The following is a 23,795-nucleotide window of genomic DNA, read 5'->3' on the forward strand; positions in this document are numbered from 1 at the left end:
TGACGGGCGGCGGGCCCGGCGGGGCGGCTAGAAGCGCGGAGGGAGCGGGCTTCCGTCCAGTGACCGCTCCTCCACTAGTTTCCCGCCCAGGATACGTTCGACGGCGGCCCGTCCGAAGACGCCCGATTCCTCGATCGTTTCGTCGTCCGCGCTCGGGATGTCCTGGACATACGTGGTGGTGGCGGCAGCGGCGCGGGCCGGCGCCTTGGCACGTCCGGCTTCGGCTTCGGGGCTGTTGGACAGCCGCTGGTAGAGGCTTTGCCGGCCCGTCGCCGTTGGCTCAGTCTGGGATGCCGGGGCCGCAATTGTTGACGGTGCCGCTGTGGCGAGGGCAGCGCCCGCTGAGGCTGAAGCCGGCGCGACGCCGGCCGGTACCAACTCGGCGGAGTCTCCCCAGCCGTTCGATGATGACTCCACGGGCTCATAGGCGGCGGAAGCCGACACCGCTGCGGCGTAATGCGGGACCTGGGCCGCCGCGGGTTCGTAGTGCGGCGGTTCCGGCTCAGGCGTGGGCTCGGGCGTCACCGACTCCTCCGGGCGGTGGCTCCCGACGTTGGAAGCCGTGCCGACCGCCCAGATCCCCGGGGCCTCCTCGACAGCGCGGGCCCACGGGTCGTTGGCGGTGTCCGGCTCCTGGGGGGCCGGGTCACTGGCCTGGGGCTGCTTGGACGCAGCGCGGGAACGAGCCGGCGAGGCCTTCCGTTGGCCGGCGGACGCGGCGGCCGGCTGGACGGGCCGCGCGACGGCGGGCGCCGACGGATCCCAGTCCATGGGCGGCTCCTCGTCCAGCGGCGGAGCATCCTCGTCGCGCGGCGGGCCCCAGTCATCGTCGGGGTAAGCGTAGGACCCGGCGGCCTCAGACGGCGTTACCTGCGGTTCGGTTGCCGGAGCGGTGGACGGGGTTACCCCGGGGGCAACAGCCTCCGGGGCGGGGGACGGCGCTTGGGAAGCGGGTGCCTGCACCGGGGCGACCGGAGCTTCGGGTTGCTGGGCAGGAGCGTGGGCAGCAGGAGCAACCGGGGCAGCAGGCGCGTCCGGAATGACGGCAGCCGGGGTCGGCGGCGCCGGTGCGGTGCGCACCGTCTGCGGCGGTCCGGGGTTGGACGGGACGGATTGGGCGGGGGTGGACTGAGCCGGGGCATCGGCCGGGGGCAGGCCCCAGTCAACGTCGGTAGCCGTGGCCGGGACGTCCCGGCTAACGGGTGCTTTTGGGTTTGGCTCAGAGCTCGCTGCGCTGTTGCTTCCGCCGGCCACTGCGGTGATCTGGCACTCGATGCCAATCGTCTTGTGGATCGCCTGCCGCAGGTTCTCGGAGTGGTCCGCCCGGCCGAACGCGCCGGCCAGCCCGGAGGTGGTGAAGGCGAGCGTCAGGACGTGGTCCTCAAAGTGGCCCACCTGGGCATTCGGTTCGACGAGGGCCCACGTGCTCCGCTTGATCTTGGTCAGCGTCTGCAGGATCTCCGGCCAGGCACGGCGGAGGACCTCGACGTCGGGACCGGACCCGGCGCCGGCCGCGGCGGGCGCTGCAGCAGGAGCCGACGGTGCCGGCTGGTTCTGGACCGGAGCTGGCGCGGCCGGCGCAGACGGCGCAGGGGTCGTGCCGGCGGGAGCGGATGACGCAACGGCTGCCGGCGCTGGCTGCACCGGCGCGGGCGCAACAGGTGAGGTGGCCTTCCCGGAAGGGACACGGCTGGCCGCCGCTGGCTCGTCGACGGGCCAGTCGCCCGTGCTGACACGCGGAGGGGTGAGCGTTTCCCGGGCCGGTTCGGCGTCACGCGCAGGGGCCAGGGCAGGTGCCGCGGCCGCCGGAGCTGCAGCGGCCGGAACCGGCGCCGGCGCCGGCGTGGCGGCAGCGGCCGGAACCGCGGTTGCCGGAACAGAAAGCGCCGGAGCCGGGAGTGCCGTGGCGGGAGCCCCGACGTCGTTCCCGGCGTAATTCAGGCGACGCTCCACACGATCGATGCGGGCGGCAATTCCCCGCTCAGTCTGCTCGGAGGACGGCAGCAGGATGCGGGCGCAGAGCAATTCGAGGTGCAGCCGCGGCGATGTGGCGCCCGTCATCTCCGTCAGGGCGGTGTTGGTGACATCCGCTGCCCGGGACAGCTCGGCGGCGCCGAGGTTGTGGGCCTGGTTCTGGAGGCGCGCGATCTGGTCAGCGGGCATGCCGCGGAGGATCGACTGGGCGCTTTCCGGCATGGCCTGGACGATGATGAGGTCCCGGAAGCGCTCGAGCAGGTCCTCCACGAAGCGGCGGGGGTCATGTCCGGTCTGGATGACCCGGTCCACCGCGCGGAACACGGTGGCGGCGTCGGACGCGGCCACCGCCTCCACGACGTCGTCCAGCAGGGAGGCGTGGGTGTAGCCCAGGAGGGCGACGGCGAGTTCGTAGTCCAGGCCGTTTGGTCCGGCGCCGGCCATGAGCTGGTCCAGGACGGAGAGCGAGTCGCGCACGGAACCGCCGCCGGCGCGGATGACGAGCGAGAGCACGCCGGGCGCCACGGGGACGTTCTCCTGCTGGCAGAGCAGCTCGAGATAAGCCATGAGCGGCTCCGGCGGCACCAGCCGGAACGGGTAGTGGTGCGTGCGGGAGCGGATAGTGCCGATGACCTTGTCCGGCTCCGTGGTGGCGAAGATGAATTTGATGTGTTCCGGCGGTTCTTCGACGATCTTGAGCAGCGCGTTGAACCCGGCGGACGTGACCATGTGGGCTTCGTCGATAATGAAGATCTTGTAGCGGTCACGGACGGGTGCGTAGGTGGCCCGTTCACGCAGGTCACGGGCGTCGTCCACGCCGCCGTGGCTGGCGGCGTCGATTTCGATGACGTCGAGGGAACCGGAGCCGCCGCGGGCGAGCTCAATGCAGCTGGGGCATTTGCCGCAGGGGGTGTCCGTGGGGCCTTCGGCGCAGTTGAGGCAACGGGCCAGGATGCGGGCCGAGGTGGTTTTTCCGCAACCGCGGGGGCCCGAGAAGAGGTAGGCGTGGTTCACGCGGTTCTTGCGCAGGGCCGTCATCAGCGGCTCGGTGACGTGTTCCTGCCCGATAACGTCCGCGAACGAATCGGGGCGGTATCTACGGTAAAGAGCGGTAGTAACAGTCACAGCTAAACCCTACCAATCGGCACAGACATAAAAGACCCCTCATGCACCCGCCAGAGCCCATTTACCCTTGCTACCTTCCGGTCCTGGGGGAGTTCAACAGGATGACGCCACATGAGGGGCCGTCAGCAAGTTTACCCGACGATTGAGTGTGCCCCGAATCGTGCGCCGTGGGCCCGGATTTTCCAGTGGGACATGCCCCTTCCTGGCGGCTGGGAGTGCGCATGGCTGGACTATGTCCACCGGCTGCGTCGGGGGCGGGGCATGTCCCGTGGCGCGGGGGTCCGAGGGGCCAATTGGGCGATGCCGGGAAGTTCAGGTAGTCTAGTATCTGCTTTTGATTCAGAAGCTACTGGAGAATTCGCCTAGCGGCCTATGGCGCACGCCTGGAACGCGTGTTGGGTTAACGCCCTCGGGGGTTCAAATCCCCCATTCTCCGCGGTTGGCCCCGGTCCCTTGGACCGGGGCCTTTTTGTGTCCGGGCTGCCCCGGAAAGCGGGTGAGCAGCCAAATGCGGGGTGCTGGCCAACAACCCGGAAGCCTGGCCCGGACGCGGTCCGCATCCGCCTTCAGGCCCGGTAGCCCAGCCTGCGGAGCCGGGCCCGGGCAGCCTGCTCGCTGGGTCCGGTCCGGCCCAGGGCAAGATGGACGACGCCGAGTGTCACCTTGGTGGCCAGGCGCACGGGCAGGGGGAGAGGGCCCAGCCGTGCGGTCCGGAGGCCCAGCAGCGCGCGGTACTTGGGCTGGAGGCTCACCACGGCCGCCGCGAAGAGCACCCGGTAGCCCGGCCTGAGCGCGGGATGGAGCGGCGGATTGCGGATAAACGCCACAGTCTCGGCGACCCTTTCGTCGGAACGGAGCTCGCCGGCGTCGTACCAGTGGTCCAGCTGCCGGCGCATGTCCTCCTCACTGCGCGGCGGCGCGTCAACCCCCATCAGCTCGCCGGCCTGCGCCCACTCGCGCACGTAGGCATCGGGACCGCCGGGGATGGGCCGGCCCCAGATCTTGTGTGCCGAGAGGAAAGCATCGGTGAATGCAATATGGACCCAGCGGAGAAGTTCCGGATCATTCGCCGCATAGCTGCGGGGAATCCCGTGCCCGTCCACGTAGTCCCCGCGCACGGATCCGTGCAGGCGGAGCACCCAGTCGGAGGCTGCACGGGCCGCGGCGGTTGATCCATAGGACACTGTGAAGATCCAGCGGATGGTTCCAGCAAGCCGGCCCAGTGGATCCTCCCGGAACCGGGAGTGGTCGTGGACACCGGCCAGTGCGCCAGGATGAAGCGCCTGCATCAGCAGGGCCCGTATGCCGGCCACAATCGTCGGCATGTCCCCATGGACGGCCCAGACCGCGGAACCCGGCCGGTGGTAGCCAGGATCGTCGCCTTCCGCCAGCCGCGGCACCCACTCCGGCACGGTGTCCCGGGTTCCGGTAAACGTCTGCTTGAGTTCGGCCTGCCATTCCCTCAGGAGATTGCGCATGCTCCATTCTCCGCCCAACGCTGCCAGGGCCGGTACTTGCCCCCATGCCCAGTACTACTGGGCCACCACTCGAGTTTGAAAGGGGTAGTTTTTACGGTTCCCAGTGCCGCCCGATTGTGGTCCCATAAGAAAGTGAGTCCGCGAACCAGGGGACTGGCGGACAGAGTGCAGGAGTCACGTCGTGGGAAAACACTGGGGAACCTCATCGAGTGAGCAGGCAGTCAGGGCGCGTATCACCGCCGTGCGCTGTTTGTCCGGGGGCTTCTGCCTTTCACTGGCGGTCCTGACCTTCGGAGTCCAGGGTCTGTCCGGCGCCGGACTCGCTGTTACGCCGTCCCCGTCTCCGGCCTCCGGCGTTGTGGGACCCGGCGTCCTGGACCCGGGAACCACCGGCGCCCCGACCGGCTCGGGCGCCGAGGCCCTGGCCTCGTCCTCTTTCACCGCGGACACCCTGGCGCTCGTGGCCTACACCCGGTCCACAGTCGAGACGACCTCCAAAGATGGTGTTCCGGGTGAACTCAATGTTGCGTCCGCCGGGCTAAAGCGGCCGGCGGAAGGCTTCCTTATGGCGCCGCTCGAATCGCTTTCGGAGTCCTCGCCGTTCGGCCTGCGGACCAGCCCCATCACGGGGACAGCGGGTGAATTCCACTGGGGGCAGGACTACGCCGCGGCTTGTGGCACACGTGTCTATTCGGCCGACTCCGGAGTTGTGCGGGCAGTGGGCTGGCACCCGTGGGGTGGCGGGAACCGCGTGGAAATCGACCACGGCAATGGGCTCATCACCACCTACAACCATCTCGAAGCGATCGCCGTCAAGAAGGGCGACTCGGTACGGGTGGGCGAGGTCATTGCCCGGGTGGGAACCACCGGATCGTCCACCGGCTGCCACCTGCATTTTGAGACCATCCTGAACGGCTCCCACAAGAACCCGCACGACTGGACGCTGCTGCCGATCAAGCAGACGGACCAGCTGGGCACCATCGACATGACCAGCTACGCACCCGACGCCGGCAAGCCGTCCAACACATCCCTCGGCTGGGCGATCCCGGTGTCCGAAGAAGGGACTCACGTGGTGGCCGGCGGAGCCCACGAATCGCCCGCCTCGGCGTGGGCCAGCACACCGTTCTCCACCTCTGCCGCGGCCACCCCCACTCCGTCGACCGGGGACTCCCTCTCGCCGACGAAGACGCGGTGGGACACGCCAACGCCAGAACCCAGCGAGCCGTCGAGCGGATCAACAGGGGAAACCACGGCGCCGGGTGGCTCCGAGCCGCCGAGCGACACCCCGACCCCTGGCGACCCGCCGCCGACCACGGCGCCCGGCACCACAACGCCGCCACCTACGGAAACGCCGACGCAGACTCCGTCGCCGGAGCCCACCGCGCCGACAGTGCCGCCGCTCCCGTCCATTGAGGAGCCTGCGCCGCCACCGCCACCGCCACCGCCACCGCCACCGCCCGTTGTGGAGCCCGCGCCGCCGCCTCCCGCTGTGGAACCGCCGCCACCGCCGCCCGTTGAGGAGCCTGCGCCGCCGCCGCCCGTCGTGGAACCGGCGCCACCGGCGCCACCGCCGCCCGCGCCGGAGCCCACGTCGGCACCTGCACCGCCCACGCAGTCCACTGAACCGTCGGCGACCACGGACCCGTCGTTGACACCCGGACCGTAGCAGGCATAAACCCATACCCTCGGGCGTTGGCGTCGAATGACTGTCGTGACCAATTCCGGACACCCTCCGGACACGATCTTCACTCCGACGAATTCGCAAGGAACCCTCCATGACCGCTCTCCACACCATCCCGCTCACCCTGATCGACGGTACGGACACCGACTTTGGCCGCTTCAAGGGCGAAGTGGTGCTGGTGGTGAACGTCGCATCCCAGTGCGGGTTCACTCCGCAGTACGCAGGACTTGAGGCCCTCCACAACAGGTTCCGTGACCAGGGCTTTCAGGTGCTCGGTGTCCCCTGCAACCAGTTCGCGGGCCAGGAGCCCGCCGCCGACGCCGAGATCGCCGAATTCTGCGAACGGAACTTCGGCGTCACCTTCCCGCTGACCACCAAAGCCAATGTCCGCGGCAAGAATCAGCATCCGATCTACGCCGAACTCACCAAATTCCGGAACGGCGTCCTGCCGGGGCTAGTGAAATGGAACTTCGAGAAGTTCCTGGTGAACCGCGACGGCGACGTCGTGGCCCGTTTCGCCCCCACGGTGGAGCCGGACGCGCCGGAGGTCATTGAGGCGGTTCAGTCCGCTCTCAGCTGAGAGCAGACTCCCAGACCACAAGGGGCCAACGGCCCCTATCCCTAAGCATGCTTACCGCCTAGACTGGCCGGACCTTCCAAGAAAACCGGGCACGCCCATGGCGCCGACGCGCGTCCGGGCATCGGCGGTGCAGCCGCCGAGAGCCGGGGGACGGTGCATCAGCACGCTTCGTGAATCACAACTGGACACTCTTATTGGGGGTCCGTGAAACCAGGAGGAAAGTGATGACAGGGAACAAAGCCGTTGCCTACAAGGGGCCGGGCAAGGTCGAACTTATCGACATTGACTACCCCAGCTTCGAACTCAAAGACGGTCCGGGGGTCAACCCCGCCAACGTGGGCCGTTCGGTGCGCCATGGCGTAATCCTCAAAACCGTTGCCACGAACATTTGCGGCTCCGACCAGCACATGGTCCGTGGCCGCACGACAGCCCCCTCGGACCTGGTCCTCGGCCATGAAATCACCGGCGAAGTGGTGGAGGTCGGACCGGACGTCGAATTCATCAAGGTAGGGGACATCTGCTCCGTCCCGTTCAACATCGCGTGCGGACGCTGCCGCAACTGCAAGGAGCGGAAGACGGGCATCTGCCTGAACGTCAACCCTGACCGCCCCGGCAGCGCCTATGGCTATGTCGACATGGGCGGCTGGGTCGGTGGCCAGGCGAACTACGTCCTGGTGCCGTACGCGGACTGGAACCTGCTGAAGTTCCCGGACAAGGACCAGGCCCTCGAGAAGATGATGGACCTGACGATGCTGTCGGATATCTTCCCCACCGGCTTCCATGGCGCCGTCTCCGCCGGTGTAGGAGTCGGCTCCACGGTTTACGTCGCGGGAGCCGGCCCGGTCGGGCTGGCTGCGGCCACAAGCGCCCAGCTGCTGGGCGCCGCCGTCGTTATTGTTGGGGACCTGAACGCTGACCGGCTGGCCCAGGCGCGCAGCTTCGGCTGTGAAACCGTGGACCTGACCCAGGGCGGGCCCGCCGAGCAGATCGAACAGCTGCTGGGCGTCCCGGAAGTCGATTGCGGCGTCGACGCCGTCGGCTTCGAGGCCAGGGGTCACGGCCACGACGCCAAGGAAGCTCCGGCAACGGTGCTCAACTCGCTGATGGAGATTACCGCGGCCGGCGGAGCGCTCGGCATCCCGGGACTCTATGTCACCGGGGATCCGGGCGGCATCGACGAGGCGGCCAAGAAGGGCGCGCTCTCCCTCAGCCTTGGCACCGGCTGGGCCAAGTCGCTGAGCTTCACCACCGGCCAGTGTCCGGTGATGAAGTACAACCGCCAGCTGATGATGGCGATCCTGCATGACAAGGTCCACATCGCCAAGAACGTCAACGCGAAGGCGATCGCGCTGGAGGACGCGCCGAAGGGTTACGCGGAGTTCGACGCCGGCGCGGCCACGAAGTACGTGCTGAACCCGAACGGCTACCTGAGCTAGCCGCCAGGTACCTGAGTAAGCAGGGTCCGGCGGACACATACCGGGGCAGGTATGTGTCCGCCGGATTACTCGTTGTTGCCGTCTTTTCAAACATGCCTACTGGAGTTTGCGCATTGTTGGCCGAATGTCTGATTGGATAGACATTACTGAGAGGGAAGTCGGGGGCTACAGCCTCCACCCAACCAGGAAGGTAGCAATGGAGCCCATCGAGGCCGAGCACCCCCGGCCACGTCATTTTCTACTCCATCTGAGTGACCCCCATCTGCTGGGAGGTACGGCACCGCTGCACGGTGTGGTCGACAGCGACGCCCTGCTCCGACAACTCTTCGACGAAGTGCAGGCCTCCGGCGCCCGCCCCGAAGCAGTGATCTTCACCGGCGACCTCGCCGACCGGGGCGAACCTGAGGCCTACGCGAAGCTGCGGGCCATCGTCGAGCCCGCCTGCCAGGCGCTGGGCGCGAAAGTCATCTGGGCTATGGGAAACCACGACAACCGGGAAAACTTCCGCACCGGCCTGCTGGACCTCCCGGCGGACGATGCGCCCGTGGACCACACCTACTTCGTCAACGGGCTGCGGATCATCACTCTCGACACCTCGGTTCCAGGCTTCCACCACGGCGAGCTGAGCCCTGCACAGCTGGAGTGGCTCGAGGCTGAACTCGCCACCCCCGCCCCGGACGGAACGATCCTTGCCCTCCACCACCCGCCGGTGCCCTCGGTCCTGGACCTCGCCGTCCTGGTGGAGCTGCGGGACCAGTCGGCACTCGCCGGGGTCCTGCGGAACTCCGACGTCCGGGCCATCCTGGGCGGCCACCTGCACTACTCGACGACGGCGACCTTCGCCGGGATCCCGGTCTCCGTCGCGTCAGCCACGTGCTACACGCAGGACCTCAACGTTCCGGTGGGCGGAACCCGCGGACGCGACGGCGGCCAGGCGTTCAACCTCGTCCACGTCTACGAACACACGATTGTGCACTCCGTGGTCCTGCTCGGCGACACACCGGCTGTCGGCGAGCTGGTCACCGCCGCGGAAGTCCAGCGGAGGATCTTGGCGGCAGGAATCCGTATCCCGGGCAAGGCGAAGCTCGAGGACCAGGCCAGGATCACCGGCCACCGGCGGCTGACCGCCAGAAACTGAGGGCCCGCCGCCATTGGAACCGTTTACTTTTCCCAGGGAGCCTTGATCGGGTAGTACTTCTCCAGGAAGTCCGTCACGAGTTCGGCGCGTTCCTCGGCCGCAACCTCCGGGAAGCTGCCGTCATTGAGGCAGAAGAAATCCATGTTCCGCTTGGCGAGCAGCTTGGGCAGGTAGTTGAGCCCGGCCCGGGCGGTGGTGTCCACATAACGCACCTTTGCCGCCGTCTGGGTGACGGCCCGGCCCGTCAGCAGCGCGTAGTAGTGGTAGAACGAGTTGGTCACCGAGATGTTGTCGGCTGCGCGGAACGTGCTGGCAGCCGTCTTGGCGAACTCCGCCGGGAACTCCTGCTCCATCGTGGCCACGACGCTGCGGCGCAGCGGAGCGGCCGTATGTTCCAGGTGTCGGGTGGTGATCCGGCCGAAGCGGTCCCACAGAAGCTTCCGGTTCACGCGGGCGGCATTCTCGAAACCGCTGCGCTCGGCGTCGTTGTCCCCGAGGCCGATCCGGGTCTCCGCCTCGATGAACTTCGTGATGCCGCCGGGTGTGAAGAACATGTCCGGTCCGACGGCGCGGCCGAAGAACATGTCGTCATTCGAGTACAGGAAGTGCTCGGACAGGCCGTCGATGTGGTGGAGCTGGCACTCCACGGCCTGCGAGTTGTGGGTGGGCAGCACTGAGGGATCCGCGAAGAACTCCTCGCTGCGCACAATCGTGACGCTCGGGTGGTCGGCCAGCCAGGAGGGGGCGGGGGAATCCGTGGCGATGAAGATCCTGCGGATCCAGGGCGCGAACATGTACACCGAGCGCAGCGCATACTTGAGCTCGTCGATCTGGCGGAACCGGGCCTCGTGGTCGTCGCCTTCACCCACGACGACGCCGGCCATTCGCGCGCGACGGGCCGCGATGTATTCCGGGGAGCTGCCGTCGACCCAGGAGAACACAAGATCGATATCGAAGCTGATGTCACTGGCGTGGTCCGCGAACATGTTCTCGATCGTCGGCCAGGTGCGGCCGTAGCGCTCCACGGTTCCGCGGACGGCGTCCTGGGCCAGGAGCGTGCGGCGGGTCAGCGAGTTCTCGATCGGGAGGATGAGCTGGTCTCCTTCGAAACTCCACAGTTCGAGCTGCACCCCGGCCGACGCGCCGAACTCAAAACCGCCCTCGGGCTCGACCCGGGGCCGGTACAGCCGGAAAATCCGGGACTGCCGGTTGGGGGAGAGCTCCCCGTCGGCCACCAGCACCGAGGACTTCTTCTTCGCGTCGACGCTCATCGAGTAGAAGGGCTCATCGTGGCAGGCCGCCACAAGGGCATCCCGGAGTTCCTTGCGGTCCTTCCAGTCCACGGCAATGACCGGCCGGTGGTTGTTCCCGCGGACCAGGAGATAGTCGAGGCCGGCGCCGTCAAGCACCGTTCGGATGAACATCAGGTCCTCAACCATGGCCTGGTACGGCGTGCGGTTCTCATTGATCAGTCCGTACCGGCCCCGCCGGCGCACAACGTCCTGGCGGGTCCGGAACCGCGCGACGGCGGCCGCGGAGGTGACCTCGTCGTGGGCTTCTACCGATGCCTGGCTGCCGTAGTAGATCTCGTCCTGGACCAATGACTCTGTAATGTCGGTTCTCCGTAATTCTTTGTGTGAATGTCTCCCTGCTTGCATAATATCGCCCGCCCCAAAATCGCCCTGATAATCCGCGGCTGAAACGCCGCCGGTAGGGGCCGCAAGCGCCCCTTTGCCTTACGCCTTCAACCCTGCGTTACAGCGTGGTTCAGCCTGCTAGTTCAGCCGGCAAGGGCCGAGCGCCAGCCGCGCAGGAAGGCCGCCCCGGCGTCGTCGTGGATGACGTCCGCACCCAGCCCGAGATCCGCCGCCGTGAGCACCTCGTAGGGTTTCACCGGGACGCCGTCGGCAGGACGGACGTCGACGTGTTTCACCGGGTGGTCATTGTGGTGCAGCCAGTCGGCCATGGCGTAATCGGTGCGGGAGTCGCCCACAGTGCGCCAGGCCTGCGGGGTGACGCCCTGGGCGGCGAGCAGCTCCACGGCCCGGCTCGCGCCGAGGTCCTTGCCGAGCCGGACCGACTCGATGTCGGTAGAGATGATGGTGGGGTCCACCCGGTAGTCGATCCGGTCATCGGAATCAGGGGCATGGTGGTCCAGCCGCACCACTCCCAGGCCATGCCGGCCCATCAGCTCCATGGCATCGGCGTCGAACAGCTGCTGCTCGTCCCGGTAGTCGGAGTTCTCGACCGAGATGTGTTGCTCCACGGACACCATCGCCAGCTTGGTCTCGTCAAAAAACATATGGCTGGCGTAGTCCTCGGCCACTAGCCGGCGGACGTCGTCGCCAAACGCCCGCGGGATGGCCAAGTCGTGATCTACGTGGACGGCGCCGGGGCCCGCGGAGGTGTAGCTGAACCAGACCGCGCCCTTCTCGCAGATGGCGTGAATGAGGATGTCGGTCGGCATCCCGGCAGCGATCATCGGCTCCATCACCTGCTCGCGGATGAACGCGGCGGAACGGCCCGTGTTGAAGATGACCGGGATCCCCGCCGCAGCCAGCGCCAGGAGGTCGGCGATGATCGCAGGCTGCACCGCGCGGGTGACAGGACTCGCCACGGGCCCGTCGACGTCGAGCAGCAGCGCCAGTGGCGGAGCCGACGGCGGGTGGGAAGCTGGGGTCTCGGGAGTCGTCATGGCTCCATTCTCCCAGCCGGCGGGCGTCTTTGCATGTGTTGTGGACCGTGCCGCCAGCAAGGTATTGACTGTGACATCAAAGGCCGGGCGGTGTGACAAATGGTTACCGTTTGGCTACAACCTCCCGGCGCGGGGAGTCGAAGATTCCCTTGGCACGCCAAGTTCCTTAGGCTTGCAGGGTGATATTCAAAGCCGTGGGCGAGGGACGCCCGTACCCCGACCATGGTTACAACACGCCCAAGGACTGGGCAGCGCTGCCGCCGCGGCCGGTCCGGCTGGACGAACTCGTGACCACCAAACGCACGCTGGACCTTGAGGCGTTGCTGGCGGAGGACTCGACGTTCTTCGGCGATCTGTTCCCGCACGTCGTGGAGTACCGGGGCGTCCTGTACCTGGAGGACGGCCTGCACCGCGCCGTCCGGACCGCGTTGCACCAGCGCACGGCGATCCACGCGCGCGTCCTGGTGATAAATGGCTAGGAAGCCGAAGGACGTCACCGTCCTGCACGGGCACCAGGTCATTTCCGGCGCGGATTTGCGCGCCACCTTCGTGGAAGATGACGACCTCCGGGACAATCCCGTCAGGATGCGGCGCCGCATCCTGCACGGCGCCGTCCTGGTGCTGCTGCTCGGAGTGGTGGCCGCCGCGATCGTCGTTTCGCTGGCCATCATGAACGGCCAGATCAAGATCCCGACGGCGGAGCGGAGCCGGGCTGCCACGCCCGTCTGCCCCGTGGCGGTCTATGACTACACCCCTCCGGAGAAGATCAATCTCAACGTCTTCAACTCGACGTCCCGTCCGGGCCTGGCCCGGACGGTGGCCGATGAGTTCGCTGCCCGCAAATTCATGGTCGGGGCCGTCGCCAATACGACGTCCAGCTACCGGGGCGTGGCGCTGATTGTTTCTGGCGCCGCGGGCCAGTCTGCGGCGTTCAGCGTCCAGCGCAACCTGCCGGGCTCGGACTACTTCCAGGACGCCCGGACGGACCCGAGCGTGGACATCATCCTCACCGGGGACTTCAAGGACCTGGCGAAACCGGAGCTGGTCGACCAGACGCCGGGCCAACTCAGCTGCCCGCGCGAGGACCGGCGGATTGTGGACGAATCCGAGTGGCCCGTCATGCCGACGGCTACTCCCGGCAGCTAGCCTTAGCTGCCGCCCGGCACTGCGGGCTCACGCGGCGTCAGGCGGACGGGACGGCCGTCGTCGCCGAAGCGGGCCCCGGCGCCGAGCTGGACGAACTGCACGGTGCGGGCCAGCCGGGCCTCCGCCTCCGCGTCCTCCCCCGCACCGTCACCACGGGCGGCGCTGGAGGACAGGGTTCCATGGATGAGCTGCGCGAGTTGGGTGATGTCCGCCTCCGGCAGGAAACCCTGGGCGACGCCGTCGCGCAGGATGCCCTGCAGGAGCACGCTAAGCTCCCCGACGTGGTCCGCAAGCTTCGCGAACGACGCAGGGGAGAGCACAGCGCCCATCGCGGGTCCTGGCGGCAGGTGGCGCCGGCTGAGGTCCTCGACCTGCGCCCGCACGTACAGTGCCAGACGGTCCACGGGGTTCTCCAGCGAGTCCAGGGACTCCCGCAGATCAACCAGGAACCGCTCAGTCTCATCCAGGGCGTAGGCGATCAGGAGCTCTTCGATGTCCGCGTAGTAGTTGTACACCGCGGTGCGGCCGATCCGGGCGTGACGGGCGACGTCGGTCATGGTCAGCCCCGGAAGGCCGTGGGTGAAGAGGAGCTCACCGAATGCCGTCAGGATGCGGTGCTGGGTCTCGGCGCGTTGGGCGGCGTTGCTCGCGGCCGAAATCCTGGGCATACAGACACTTTAGCGCGATCTGTCAGCAAATACGGTTGTGGCCGCGGCCAAAGTCCGGGTTCGCCGGAAACCGGCCCGGTCGCCGGAAACGTCCGGCGACCCCGGACGCTTCCGGCGAGTTCGACGTCCGCGGAGCGTCAGATGGCGCAGCCGCCCGGGCCGCAGGCTTCGCCTTCGGCAGATGCGGTACCGGCTTCGCCGCTGTCAGCGGCTCCCACCATGACCAGCGGCTGGCTTTCCTGCCATGCCTGCTCGAGGGCCGCGGTGAAGGTCTCGGCGGGCTGGGCGCCGGAGAGCCCGAATTTCCGGTCGATCACGAAGAACGGGACACCGTTGATACCAAGGGCCCGGCCTTCCTCGAAGTCCAGCCGGACGTCGTCGGCGTACTTGTCGGTGGTGAACAGCTCGTCCAGTTCGACGGCGTCGATCCCGAGGTCCAGGCCAAGGGACGTGAGGTAGTCCCGGCTGCCGATGTCCTTGCCCTGCTCGAAGTGGTCGCTGAGCAGGCGTTCCTTCGCGGCGTCCTGCTTCCCGTGGGACGCGGCAAGGTGAATCAGCCGGTGGGCCGTGAAGCTGTTGGCCACCACGACATCGTCGAAGCGGTAGTTGAGCCCCTCGCCCCTGGCCTGCTCCGCCACGTGCGCGAACATGCCGGCAACCTGGGCCGGGGCCATGCCCTTGCGGGTGCTCAGGTAGTCCAGCTCGGTGCCGTCATAGTGCTCCGGCAGCGACGGATCCAGCTGGTAGCTGCGCCACTGGACCTCGACGGAATCCCGGTGCGGGAAGGCCGCGAGGGCGGTCTCAAAGCGGCGCTTGCCGATATAGCACCAGGGGCAGGCCACGTCGGACCAGATCTCAATCTTCATGCTGGCGTCAACCCCGCCGGGTGCGGGGCCATTCCCGGACGGCCTGTCGGCTTGGTCACTGAGGGGCGGGGCGCTCACTGCGTGACCGGGCGCTCCATCACGAAGTCGTGTTCGACGGTGCTGCCGAGCTTGAACGATTTCGTACCGACCTTGCGGAAGCCGGACTTTTCGTAAAACCGGATGGCGCGGGCGTTCAGCTCGTTCACGCCGAGCCAGAGGCCGCGGGCGCCGGCCCCCGCGGCCTCGACGACGCTGGCGTGCATCAGCTCGGCGGCGGCGCCCAGCCCGTGGTGGTCCGGGTGGACGTAGCACTTGCTCAGCTCGGTCGAAGGCATGATGCTCAAGGCGCCGGCCACGTCCGGGTCCCTGGCGGGTCGGGCGGCGAGGAGGCTGTAGCCGCGGAGCTCGCCGTCGGCGTCGATCACGAGGATGGTGATCTCCGGATCGGCCAGGTAGGCGCGGAAATGGTCCTCGCTGAGGGTGGCCGCCAGGTGCGCGGCGATGTCCGCCGCCGTCGAACCGGGCGGGCAGGCCAGCGGGAAGGTGACGGCGGCAAGCCGGGCCAGCCTGCCGGCGTCGTCCGCGGTTGCTCTCCGGATTACGTGGGTCATACTCCATTGTCCCGGTACAGGCCGCGGAGGAAGGCCAATCCATTTTCAGCCAGCTGATCCTGGCTCGGGGCCAGCGGCCGCCAGATCGATGCCGCGACGGCAATGGCGGCATTTTCAACGGTGAAACTCTCGATGTTGAGTGGTCCCGCGTAGCCCACCTCATCCAGGACCTGCAGGAAGCCTTCCCAATCCGTCTGGTCCCCGCCGGGGGCGCCGCGGTCGTTTCCGCAGACCTGCACGTGGACCAAATGTTCCCCGGCGGCCCGGACGGCCGCAGCCACCGAGCGCTCCTCGATGTGAAGGTGGTAGGTGTCCAGCGCGAGGCCGACGCCGTTCCCGAGCAGTGGCTCCAGCGCCTCAAGCGCCTGCTCCACTGTGTTGATCAGCGACGTTTCGTACCGGTTCAGGGGTTCGATGCCCAGCACCACCCCCGAGTCCTGGGCCCGGGCCGCGACCGGCTGGAGGTTTCGGCGCAGCTCGGCGTAGGCGTCCCGCCGCTGGTCCCCCGACATCCGCCAGACCCTGCCGGTTTGGGCGTAGAAGGGCCCGCACACGGTCGGCGAACCGATGCTGCTGGCCATCGTGATGCAGTCGCCCAGGTAGGCCTGTGTCCTTTCCACGGCGGCTTGATCCGCGGCCACCAGGTCCCGCCCCGGCGCCATGGCTCCCACTACAAAAGGTTTCAGGCCGGTACCCGCAAGGGAGTTGAGCACCGTGCCGGAAGAGAAGTCGCCCGCGTTTTCCAGCGGAAGTTCGACGGCGTCAAAACCCAGGCCGGCGATTTTCGCCAGCAGCCCGGGGAGGTTGGCGTCGGTCAAGGGGGATTCCCAGACCCACGTGCTGATTCCGGCCAGACGTGCCAAAGCTGCTTTCTCCCTTCTACTTGTCCTGCTGCCGATTCCAGGCTGTGGCGGTCCCGCGGGAACCCCCCGGGACCGCCAGTCCCGGTCAGGGCATCTGCCGCTGTTGCCAGACCTCGGGGTAGCCGTCCAGGTCCTCGCCGCCGAACTTGGCGTAGTGCCCGCTTGGCATGCCCTCGTTGCGCTGCAGCCAGTCGTCCAGTTCGTCTGCCAGGATGGGCTTCTGCGGGAGGACCCATTCGGTCGGAACCTGCTCGCCCTTGAAGATCTTTTCCAAGGCCAGCAGCGGGGTCCGCCACTGGAAGTTGGAATAGACCGGGGCCATGGCGGCAATCCCGGTCTGCTTCCACTTGGTCAGGAAGCTCATCTCGTCCTCGCCGGTCATCACAGGCAGGGCCTTGCCGGCGTCCTCGAAAGCCTCGAGGGCAGACACTGCGCCGTCGCCGGCGTCCATCCAGACACCCTTGACGTCACCCGTGGCCAGTTCGTCGGAGATGATCTTTTTAATCTCCGTGGGATCCGCGCCGGTGAAGTAGTCCTTGGCCTGGATGCCCTTTTCCTCGAAGATCTTCTTGGCCGCCGCCCAGCGGTGCTCCAGCACGTCCACACCCGGGAGGATACGCAAGGCCACCACCTTGTCGCCCGATTTCAGCTTCTCACTGAGGAAAGTGGCGGTGTCGATGCCCCACGCGAAGCCGCCGATCGGGTGGATGAACGTAGTGGCGCATTTGGTCTCCACGCCCCGGTCAAACACCACCACGGGTTTCCCTGTCTGGCAGGCACGTTCGACGGCTTGGGTGAGAGCTGCCGTGGAGTTGGGAGAAATGACGAACGCACCGCATTTGCCTTCGGCGATGAAGTAGTCGATGTCCGCGATCTGGGTGTTGTCATTGTCCTTGGCGTCACGGGTTTCCATTTCGGAAATGACGCCCGAGGCCTGGAGTTCCTTGAGTTGCTGATTCATGGTGATCCAGCCGGTTTGCCGCCAGGGGTTGGAGATGGAGGCGTTCGCAAAGCACACCTTCTGGGCTCCCTGGGCGGCGAACTTGGACGTGTCCGTCATTGGGCCGGCGATGTACTGCAGGTAAGGCTGCTCCGGGTCCCCTTCAAAGGTGGCGGAGCGCTGCTGGTTCTGGGTGTCGTAGAGCGTCTGGTCAAACCAATCTTTACTCGCCGGACTGCTGGCTGCCGGAGAGCCGGTGCCGGCCCCCGTCGTTTGGGTGACGGACGGGTCGGTGGTGGTACACGCGGTCAGGACCGCCAGCGGCAATGCTGCGGCAAGGGCGATCACGCGGACAGAGTTATTGCGCATCAGACTCTTTCTCCTCCTTGTTCGGTGCCCTCGTCGGGCGTGGGTGCTGCGGCCAATTGGTGCTGTTCGTCATGGGCAGCGGAACTGGCCCCCTTGCGCTTGCGCTGCCATGATCTGGATGCGGCGGCCACTGCGATGATGATGATGATTCCTTGGACCGTGTCTCGCCAGGTCGCCTGGACCCCCATGAAGTTCAGGAGGGTGAATAGCGACTCGAGGGCGAACGCCCCGGCCGCAGCGGACAGGACCCAGCCCCGCCCGCCGCCCAGCACGACGCCCCCAAGAACGACGGCGGTGATGGCCGTGAACTCGTAGCCGCGCCCCACCGACGGGTGGACGCCCGCGTAACCCACGAGCAGGATTCCGGCCACGGTTGCCGACAGCGACGACATGATGAAGGCCCGCGTCCGCACCCACCACACGCTTGAGCCGGCCAGGGCGGCCGCAACAGAATTGTCGCCCACCGCGATCAACATGCGGCCGAACGGGCGCCGCATCAGGACGGACGCCGCCACGGCCACCGCTGTGAGGATAATGACCGGATAGGGAATGATGTCCAGGACCGGCACGCCCTGGATACCGCCGCGCCCGATCTGCCGGAAGCTGGCCGCAGGGTTGCCCTGCGCCGCTCCGCCGGTCCAATAGAGGACCAGCCCAAGCAACGCCAGCATCATGCCGAGCGTCACAATGAAACTCGGGACTTGCAGCAAAGTGGTGATGAGTCCGTTGACCAGCCCGATGAAGGCGCCCAGCATAATCATCAGGACCAGCACCGGGATCACCTTGGAATCGTCCTGCCCGATCAGGTTGCCGGCAACGATGACCTGCATGGTCACGACCGAGCCCATCGACAGGTCGAATTCCCCGCCGACAATGACGAAGTACTGGCCGATGGCGGCGATGGCAATGGGGGCAGTCCTGCCGATGAACCGGATGAAGGAGCTCGGCTCGCCGAAAGACGGATTGAGCACAATGATGGCGGCCAGGAGGCCGATCAGCAGGACGAAGACGGCGCCGCCGGGAGTGCGCACGGCCCGCAGGAGCCGCTCGGAACGGCTCGCACGGTTCTGCTTGAGAACCGCGCCACGCTCGGAGTTCAGTGCCGTACTCATGGCCCCTCCACGGACACAGGCTGGCCCGCGGGCGTTCCCGCGGGACCTTTCGAGGCGAACCGTTCCGGTCTACTCACGATCCGGCGCCCGGCATAGACGGCGACGGCCGCGACGATGACGACGCCCCTGACGACGTCCTTCAGGAACGGGTTGACCTGCATGACGGACATGATGTTGTCCAGCATGGCAAAGATCAGCACGCCCCCGAGGGTGCCTGTGATAGTCCCCTTGCCACCGGAGAGCAACGTGCCGCCGAGCACGACTGCGGCGATGGAGAGCAGGTCGTAGCCGCCCTGTGAACCCACTGTGGGACTGCCGACGCCAAGCCTGCTGGCAAGCAGCAGTCCTGCCATGGCTGCCAGTACCGAGCAGATGACGTGCGCAGTAATGACCGGCACATCAACGCGGATTCCCGACGTACGAGCCACGGCGATGTCGCCGCCGACGGCGTACAGATGGTGCCCGACGCGTGTGCGGTGCAGGAGCAGGCCGGCCAGGCCCGCGCAGGCCAGCATGATGATCGTCGAGATCGGAACCGGGCCGAGCCCCGTGGCCCCCACCAAGCGGAACGCCAGCGGTGTCTGGCCGAAGCTGCCCTTGAAGTTGGTGGCAAGGAAGCCGCTGATTATCAGGCCCACACCGAGCGTGGCGATAAACCCGTGCACGTGGAGGCGGGCGACGATCAGTCCGTTCGCCAGGCCAATGACGGCTGCCGCCCCCAGCGTCAGCAGAACTGCGGACAGGACGTTGTTGGGGTTGTTGGCCATCACTCCGGCGGCGATAAGGCTGGCCAGGCTGGTGACATAGGGAACCGACAGATCCAGGCTGCCGGCCAGGATGACGAGCGTCTGACCGATCGCGATGAAGCCCAGGACGCTGGTTCCGGTCAGAATGCTGGAGATATTTCCCGCGCTGAAAAAACTCCGACCCACGGAGTTCACCAGCAATGCGCCCAGGAGGAGGGTCACCAGCGCGACGACGTAGACGATCTGCGTGGAGGACAGTTTCTGGAAGAATCCCACTCGCTGTGTCATGCCTCTCCTTCGGGTGCTGTCCTGGCGCCGGTTCCCATCTGCAGGATGGCTTCTTCAGACGTTCCGGCGGGAAGTTCGCCGGCCAGCCGGCCATCGCGCATGACAAGAATCCGGTCAGACATGCCGATGACTTCCGGAAGCTCACTGGACACCATCAGGATGGCCTTCCCCTCCGCCGCCAGCTGCCGCATCAGCCGGTACACGGCAACTTTGGCCCCGACGTCAATGCCGCGGGTGGGTTCATCCAGCAGGACAAGCCGGGGCCGGATCGCCAGCCACTTGGCGAGGACCACTTTTTGCTGGTTGCCGCCCGACAAGTACTGCACCTCCTGGTCCAGATCGCGGGCGATCACCTCGAGGGAGGAAAACACGCCTGGGATTTCCGTCCTGACGGACCCGGTGCGGCGCGGAAACACGGACCGGATCACGCTGAGGGCGTTGTCCAGGATGGACTGGTTCAGGCTCAGGCCCTCAGCCTTGCGGTCCTCGGTGATCAGTGCCATCCGTGCCCGCACGCCTTGGCGCGGCGACTTGGGCATCACCTCCCGGCCCGCCAACTTCATCGTTCCCCGTGTGAAGGGTGCTGCGCCAAAGATGCCGTGAAGCAATTCCGTACGGCCGGACCCTTGGAGCCCCGCCAAACCGACAATCTCGCCGGGCCGGATGCTGAGGCTTATCCCGTCCAGCTGGCCATTGCCAACGCCGTCCAACTCGAGGATCGGCTCCTTCTCAGCGCCGTCGGCTTCCACTTGCTCCCGGGGCAGCTTGTCCGGGAAGAAGGCCGAGATTGGCCGGCCCACCATCAACCGGACCAGCGCGGCGTCGTCCAGTTCGGCCGCGGGCTGGGTGCTCACCACCCTGCCGTCCTTCAAGACGGTAATGACGTCGCAGAGGTCGAATACTTCCCTCAGGCGGTGGGAGACGTAGAGGATGGCCGTTCCGCGCTCACGAAGACGCGCCACGATCCCGTAAAGAAGTTCAACCTCGGCGCCGGCAAGGGCGGCTGTGGGCTCATCCATGGAGATGATCCGGGCGTCATAGCTGACCGCTTTCGCGATCTCGACGACCTGCTGCTCGGCCACAGTCAGGCTCCTGACTTGCGTGGTGGGCCGGATCTCGGTGATGCCCAAGGACCCCAGCAGCTCCGCCGTTTTCGAATTCATCAGGGCCTTGTTTACCAGCAGTCCTCGGCGCGGCTCCCGGCCGAGGTAGATGTTCTCGGCCACTGTCCGGTCAGGCAGGAGGTTGAATTCCTGGAACACGGATGACAGTCCGGCTTCGTGGGCTTTGGTGGGGTGGCTGAAGGTAACTTCCTGGCCCTCCAGGAGCACGGTTCCGGCGTCTGGCTGGTACACGCCGGCCAGAACCTTCATCAGGGTGGACTTCCCGGCCCCGTTTTCCCCCATGAGGCCGTGCACCTGGCCCCGGTGAAGACTGAGATGGGCGTCTTCCAGGACGGGAATGCCGAAAAAACTCTTGGTCAATCCGCGGACTTCCAGGATCGGCGGTGGTGCCGGGGAGTTGTGGTTCTCCATCGATGCGTCCTCCGGGCTAACTGTGACAAGGGCTGCTTGTGCTCCGTTCAGTGATACGCGAGCGCCCACTATTGCGGCCGTTTGGCCGGGTCCGCGGCGCTGAACGCGGCGTCGAAGGAGCTGCTCGACGCCGGAAAGTCGAATCTTTTGAGGGCGGCCAGGGCTTCTGGAGCCCCGTGGAGGCGGTCCATGCCGGCGTCCTCCCACTCGACGGAGATGGGGCCGTCGTAGCCGATCGCGGTCAGGGCGCGGAAGGACGATTCCCAGGGCACGTCGCCGCGGCCGGCGGAGACGAAGTCCCAGCCGCGGCGCGGGTCGCCCCAGGGCAGGTGGGAGCCCAGAACAGTGTTCCGGCCGGTGGGCCGGAGCTTGGTGTCCTTGCAGTCCACGTGATAGATCCGCTCCTTGAAATCCCAGATGAAGGACACCGGGTCGATGCCCTGCCACATGAAATGGGACGGGTCCCAGTTCAGCCCGAAGGCCTCGCGGTGGCCGATCGTCTCAAGGGTGCGCACGGTGGTCCAGTAGTCGTAGGCGATCTCGGAGGGATGGACCTCGTGGGCGAACCGGACCCCACACTCGTCGAACACGTCCAGGATCGGGTTCCAGCGGTCCGCGAAGTCCTGGTAGCCGGCGTCGATCACGGCGGCCGGGACGGGCGGGAACATCGCGACGTACTGCCAGATCGAGGAGCCAGTGAACCCGACGACGGTGTCCACGCCCAAGGCCCTGGCGAGCCGCGCAGTGTGCTGCATTTCCTCCGCGGCGCGCTGTCTGACGCCTTCGGGGTCGCCGTTGCCCCAGACCTTGGGGCCGACGATTGCCTTGTGGCGGAAGTCGATCGGGTCATCGCACACGGCCTGGCCCTTGAGGTGGTTGGAGATGGCCCAGACTTTGAGGTTGTATTTTTCCAGGACGGCAAGTTTGGACTGGGCGTAGCCCGGCTCGTCCCAGCGCCAGGCGTCCAGGTGGTCCCCGGAGACGGCGATCTCTAGTCCGTCATAGCCCCAGCCGGAGGCCAGGCGCGCGACTTCCTCGAACGGCAGATCGGCCCACTGGCCGGTGAACAGGGTGTACGGGCGTGTCACGTCATGCTCCTTGGGGGACGGTGGTGGGGGCGGAGGCTGCCTGGAAATTGTCCAGCTTGACCCGGGAGCCGCCGGCCGCCGCACTTTCCTCCACGGCGGCCAGGACACGCTGGACAGTCAGCCCGTCCTGGAACGACGGCGAGGGCGGGGTTCCCGTGCCCACCGCCACGAGGAAGTCGCGGATTTCGTGAGTAAATGTGTGTTCCCAGCCGATGACATGGCCCTGCGGCCACCAGCCGGCCATATACGGGTGTCCGGGTTCGTTGACCAGGATGCGGCGGTAGCCTTGCTCCCGTGCCGGAAGCGTGGCGTCCAGGAAGTCGAGTTCATTGAGGTTCTCGAGGTCAAACAGGATCGAGCCCCGGTCGCCGTATATTTCCAGCTTGAGCGAGTTTTTCTTTCCTGTGGCCACGCGTGAGACTTCAATTGATGCGATGGCGCCGGACGCCAGCGTCAGCGTCGCCCAAGCGGCGTCGTCGACGGTGACTTCTTCCAGTCCGTGGGCGCCCGGGCGGTGCGAGGTGAAAGTGTGCAGCCGTCCGGAAACGTCTGTGACCTGGTCCGCGAGCAGGAACAACACCTGGTCGATGGCGTGTGATGCGATATCGCCGAGCGCCCCGGACCCTGCAGTGTCCTTGCGCAGGCGCCACGTCATGGGCGATTCCGGGTTTGTCAGCCAGTCCTGCAGGTAAGCGGCCCGGAGTTGCTTGACGGCGCCCAGCCTGCCCTCTGAGATCAGTTCGCGGGCCAGGGCCAAGGCCGGGACCCGGCGGTAGTTGAAGCCGATCATTGACTGCACACCACGGGACTGCGCGTCGCGGGCGGCTACGGCCATGGCTTCGGCCTCGGCCAGGGTGTTCGCCAGCGGTTTCTCCACTAGCACGTGTTTGCCTGCGGCGAGGGCGGCGGTGGCAATCTCGGCATGCATCACGCCTGGGGCGCAGATGTCTATGATCTGGATGTCATCGCGGGCAATGACCACCCGCCAATCCGTGGCGGATTCGGACCAGCCGTATCTCTCCGCGGCGTCCGCGACCCGCTCCGCGTCCCGCCCGACCAGGACCCTTTGCTCGAAGGCAGGGACATGGAAGAAGCTGGCCACGTTGCGCCAGGCGTTCGAGTGGGCCTTACCCATGAATGCGTACCCGATCATGGCTACGCCGAGCGGCTGCCGGCCGGGAGTGGGTTCCTGGACGCGCATGGATTCCTCGGGAGGCATAGCTGGCCCTACCGGGTGGACGCCATGGGATCACAGTCCTCCGGGAGGGCTGCGGATGCGGAGCTTTCGACGTCGACCGCGTAGAGCGGGATCGAGAATGGCACTGTCTCTCCTCGTCGTTGGGGTATGAGCTGCCTCACACTCAAGCTAGGACGACTTTTGTCGATCGTCAAGCAAAAGTTGGAAACTGGGTTCCGGATTCTGAGAACGTGACACGCAGAAGTGCCCGTGCTATCA

General features: G+C 66.8%; 20 protein-coding genes, 1 tRNA gene and 1 other RNA gene. 7 read left to right on the top strand and 15 right to left on the bottom strand.

Translation table 11 applies throughout. The features are described from left to right. Positions 1-27: 27 nt before the first annotated feature. Both LDO13_RS02105 and ffs read right to left on the bottom strand, forming a co-directional pair. Positions 28-3,099, bottom strand: coding sequence for a DNA polymerase III subunit gamma and tau (locus LDO13_RS02105; protein ID WP_224048437.1), 3,072 nt, complete (start codon positions 3,097-3,099; stop codon positions 28-30). 27 nt (positions 3,100-3,126) lie between these two features. After that, positions 3,127-3,223: signal recognition particle sRNA small type (gene ffs / locus LDO13_RS02110), an RNA gene on the bottom strand. Positions 3,224-3,450: 227 nt separating this feature from the next. Between ffs and LDO13_RS02115 the strand changes: the two genes are divergently transcribed. After that, a tRNA-Ser gene (locus tag LDO13_RS02115) sits at positions 3,451-3,535 on the top strand. Between the two features lie 130 nt (positions 3,536-3,665). Here LDO13_RS02115 and LDO13_RS02120 read toward each other — a convergent pair. Further along, the gene (locus tag LDO13_RS02120) at positions 3,666-4,577 is read right to left on the bottom strand and encodes an oxygenase MpaB family protein (protein WP_224048438.1); all 912 of its coding nucleotides are present in this window, start codon (positions 4,575-4,577) and stop codon (positions 3,666-3,668) included. Positions 4,578-4,758: 181 nt separating this feature from the next. Here LDO13_RS02120 and LDO13_RS02125 point away from each other — a divergent pair, with 181 nt between their 5' ends. The 4 genes from LDO13_RS02125 (at position 4,759) to LDO13_RS02140 (ending at position 9,412) form a co-directional block, all read left to right on the top strand. Beyond that, positions 4,759-6,243, top strand: coding sequence for a M23 family metallopeptidase (locus LDO13_RS02125; RefSeq protein WP_224048439.1), 1,485 nt, complete (start codon positions 4,759-4,761; stop codon positions 6,241-6,243). Positions 6,244-6,352: 109 nt separating this feature from the next. After that, a complete protein-coding gene (locus LDO13_RS02130) occupies positions 6,353-6,838 on the top strand; it encodes a glutathione peroxidase (protein WP_224048440.1) in 486 nt (161 codons plus the stop codon). Between the two features lie 224 nt (positions 6,839-7,062). Further along, complete coding sequence (gene fdhA, locus LDO13_RS02135; RefSeq protein ID WP_224048441.1) at positions 7,063-8,274, top strand: formaldehyde dehydrogenase, glutathione-independent; 1,212 nt, start codon at positions 7,063-7,065, stop codon at positions 8,272-8,274. Positions 8,275-8,470: 196 nt separating this feature from the next. Beyond that, positions 8,471-9,412: a phosphodiesterase gene (locus LDO13_RS02140; RefSeq protein WP_224048442.1), complete on the top strand. Its 942-nt coding sequence runs from the start codon at positions 8,471-8,473 to the stop codon at positions 9,410-9,412. 23 nt (positions 9,413-9,435) lie between these two features. Here the strand turns inward: LDO13_RS02140 and LDO13_RS02145 are convergent, their stop codons facing one another. Next, complete coding sequence (locus tag LDO13_RS02145) at positions 9,436-11,070, bottom strand: stealth family protein (RefSeq protein WP_224048443.1); 1,635 nt, start codon at positions 11,068-11,070, stop codon at positions 9,436-9,438. A 122-nt stretch (positions 11,071-11,192) separates the two neighbouring features. Next, positions 11,193-12,107, bottom strand: a complete 915-nt coding sequence (locus tag LDO13_RS02150) for a hypothetical protein (protein ID WP_224048444.1) — start codon at positions 12,105-12,107, stop codon at positions 11,193-11,195. Positions 12,108-12,286: 179 nt separating this feature from the next. Here LDO13_RS02150 and LDO13_RS02155 point away from each other — a divergent pair, with 179 nt between their 5' ends. Both LDO13_RS02155 and LDO13_RS02160 read left to right on the top strand, forming a co-directional pair. Next, the gene (locus tag LDO13_RS02155; RefSeq protein WP_120954228.1) at positions 12,287-12,586 is read left to right on the top strand and encodes a type II toxin-antitoxin system VapB family antitoxin; all 300 of its coding nucleotides are present in this window, start codon (positions 12,287-12,289) and stop codon (positions 12,584-12,586) included. Next, positions 12,579-13,253, top strand: coding sequence for a LytR C-terminal domain-containing protein (locus tag LDO13_RS02160; RefSeq protein ID WP_224048445.1), 675 nt, complete (start codon positions 12,579-12,581; stop codon positions 13,251-13,253). Before LDO13_RS02155 ends, LDO13_RS02160 begins: the two co-directional genes overlap by 8 nt. Before the next feature lie 2 nt (positions 13,254-13,255). Here the strand turns inward: LDO13_RS02160 and LDO13_RS02165 are convergent, their stop codons facing one another. The 10 genes from LDO13_RS02165 to LDO13_RS02210 all read right to left on the bottom strand — a co-directional run bounded on the left by LDO13_RS02165 (position 13,256) and on the right by LDO13_RS02210 (position 23,558). Further along, positions 13,256-13,921 carry a TetR/AcrR family transcriptional regulator gene (locus LDO13_RS02165; protein ID WP_224048446.1) on the bottom strand — a complete coding sequence of 222 codons (666 nt, stop codon included), beginning with the start codon at positions 13,919-13,921 and terminating at the stop codon, positions 13,256-13,258. A gap of 137 nt (positions 13,922-14,058) precedes the next feature. Beyond that, positions 14,059-14,787, bottom strand: a complete 729-nt coding sequence (locus tag LDO13_RS02170; RefSeq protein WP_224048447.1) for a DsbA family oxidoreductase — start codon at positions 14,785-14,787, stop codon at positions 14,059-14,061. A 74-nt stretch (positions 14,788-14,861) separates the two neighbouring features. Further along, a complete protein-coding gene (locus tag LDO13_RS02175; RefSeq protein ID WP_224048448.1) occupies positions 14,862-15,398 on the bottom strand; it encodes a GNAT family N-acetyltransferase in 537 nt (178 codons plus the stop codon). After that, positions 15,395-16,216 (bottom strand): sugar phosphate isomerase/epimerase family protein, encoded by an 822-nt coding sequence (locus LDO13_RS02180; protein WP_224048449.1) that lies wholly within the window; start codon positions 16,214-16,216, stop codon positions 15,395-15,397. Before LDO13_RS02180 ends, LDO13_RS02175 begins: the two co-directional genes overlap by 4 nt. A gap of 130 nt (positions 16,217-16,346) precedes the next feature. Then, positions 16,347-17,570, bottom strand: a complete 1,224-nt coding sequence (locus LDO13_RS02185; RefSeq protein WP_224048450.1) for a substrate-binding domain-containing protein — start codon at positions 17,568-17,570, stop codon at positions 16,347-16,349. Then, positions 17,570-18,682: an ABC transporter permease gene (locus tag LDO13_RS02190; RefSeq protein ID WP_224048451.1), complete on the bottom strand. Its 1,113-nt coding sequence runs from the start codon at positions 18,680-18,682 to the stop codon at positions 17,570-17,572. Before LDO13_RS02190 ends, LDO13_RS02185 begins: the two co-directional genes overlap by 1 nt. Further along, a complete protein-coding gene (locus LDO13_RS02195) occupies positions 18,679-19,716 on the bottom strand; it encodes an ABC transporter permease (RefSeq protein WP_224048452.1) in 1,038 nt (345 codons plus the stop codon). The genes LDO13_RS02190 and LDO13_RS02195 overlap by 4 nt, the downstream gene beginning before the upstream one ends. Beyond that, positions 19,713-21,251 (bottom strand): sugar ABC transporter ATP-binding protein, encoded by a 1,539-nt coding sequence (locus LDO13_RS02200; protein ID WP_224048453.1) that lies wholly within the window; start codon positions 21,249-21,251, stop codon positions 19,713-19,715. The genes LDO13_RS02195 and LDO13_RS02200 overlap by 4 nt, the downstream gene beginning before the upstream one ends. 68 nt (positions 21,252-21,319) lie before the next feature. After that, positions 21,320-22,339 carry a sugar phosphate isomerase/epimerase family protein gene (locus tag LDO13_RS02205; protein ID WP_224048454.1) on the bottom strand — a complete coding sequence of 340 codons (1,020 nt, stop codon included), beginning with the start codon at positions 22,337-22,339 and terminating at the stop codon, positions 21,320-21,322. 1 nt (position 22,340) lies between these two features. Then, positions 22,341-23,558, bottom strand: a complete 1,218-nt coding sequence (locus LDO13_RS02210) for a Gfo/Idh/MocA family oxidoreductase (RefSeq protein ID WP_224048455.1) — start codon at positions 23,556-23,558, stop codon at positions 22,341-22,343. Positions 23,559-23,795: the final 237 nt, after the last annotated feature.

The organism is Arthrobacter sp. NicSoilB4, from assembly GCF_019977335.1.
Lineage (GTDB): Bacteria > Actinomycetota > Actinomycetes > Actinomycetales > Micrococcaceae > Arthrobacter.